This is a genomic window from Streptomyces sp. MA5143a (assembly GCF_900290235.1).
Taxonomy (GTDB): domain Bacteria; phylum Actinomycetota; class Actinomycetes; order Streptomycetales; family Streptomycetaceae; genus Streptomyces.
In genome coordinates, this window is sequence record NZ_OLMK01000158.1 from 1 (window position 1) to 1,519 (window position 1,519).

Annotated in this window: 1 rRNA gene; it reads right to left on the minus strand. The window is 56.8% G+C overall.

What is annotated here, in order from left to right:
- Positions 1 to 20 precede the first annotated feature (20 nt).
- A 23S ribosomal RNA gene (locus SMA5143A_RS42250) occupies positions 21 to 1,519 on the minus strand; the annotation flags it as partial.

Consider the following 1,519-nt stretch of genomic DNA (forward strand, 5'->3'; position numbering starts at 1 on the left):
CACAGTGGACGCGAGCAACTGAGGACAAGCCCTCGGCCTATTAGTACCGGTCACCTCCACACGTTACCGTGCTTCCAGATCCGGCCTATCAACCCAGTCGTCTACTGGGAGCCTTACCCCATCAAGTGGGTGGGAGTCCTCATCTCGAAGCAGGCTTCCCGCTTAGATGCTTTCAGCGGTTATCCCTCCCGAACGTAGCCAACCAGCCATGCCCTTGGCAGAACAACTGGCACACCAGAGGTTCGTCCGTCCCGGTCCTCTCGTACTAGGGACAGCCCTTCTCAAGACTCCTACGCGCACAGCGGATAGGGACCGAACTGTCTCACGACGTTCTAAACCCAGCTCGCGTACCGCTTTAATGGGCGAACAGCCCAACCCTTGGGACCGACTCCAGCCCCAGGATGCGACGAGCCGACATCGAGGTGCCAAACCATCCCGTCGATATGGACTCTTGGGGAAGATCAGCCTGTTATCCCCGGGGTACCTTTTATCCGTTGAGCGACGGCGCTTCCACAAGCCACCGCCGGATCACTAGTCCCGACTTTCGTCCCTGCTCGACCCGTCGGTCTCACAGTCAAGCTCCCTTGTGCACTTACACTCACCACCTGATTGCCAACCAGGCTGAGGGAACCTTTGGGCGCCTCCGTTACCCTTTAGGAGGCAACCGCCCCAGTTAAACTACCCATCAGACACTGTCCCCGATCCGGATCACGGACCCGGGTTAGACATCCAGCACGACCAGACTGGTATTTCAACGACGACTCCACCCATACTGGCGTATGAGCTTCACAGTCTCCCAGCTATCCTACACAAGCCGAACCGAACACCAATATCAAACTGTAGTAAAGGTCCCGGGGTCTTTCCGTCCTGCTGCGCGAAACGAGCATCTTTACTCGTAGTGCAATTTCACCGGGCCTATGGTTGAGACAGTCGAGAAGTCGTTACGCCATTCGTGCAGGTCGGAACTTACCCGACAAGGAATTTCGCTACCTTAGGATGGTTATAGTTACCACCGCCGTTTACTGGCGCTTAAGTTCTCAGCTTCGCCCACCCGAAAGTGAGCTAACCGGTCCCCTTAACGTTCCAGCACCGGGCAGGCGTCAGTCCGTATACATCGCCTTACGGCTTCGCACGGACCTGTGTTTTTAGTAAACAGTCGCTTCTCGCTGGTCTCTGCGGCCACCCCCAGCTCACCGAGTAAATCGGATCACCAAGCGTGGCCCCCCTTCTCCCGAAGTTACGGGGGCATTTTGCCGAGTTCCTTAACCATAGTTCACCCGAACGCCTCGGTATTCTCTACCAGACCACCTGAGTCGGTTTAGGGTACGGGCCGCCATGAAACTCGCTAGAGGCTTTTCTCGACAGCATAGGATCATCCACTTCACCACAATCGGCTCGGCATCAGGTCTCAGACTCAATGAGCGGCGGATTTGCCTACCACTCGTCCTACACCCTTACCCCGGGACAACCACCGCCCGGGATGGACTACCTTCCTGCGTCACCCCATCACTCACCTACT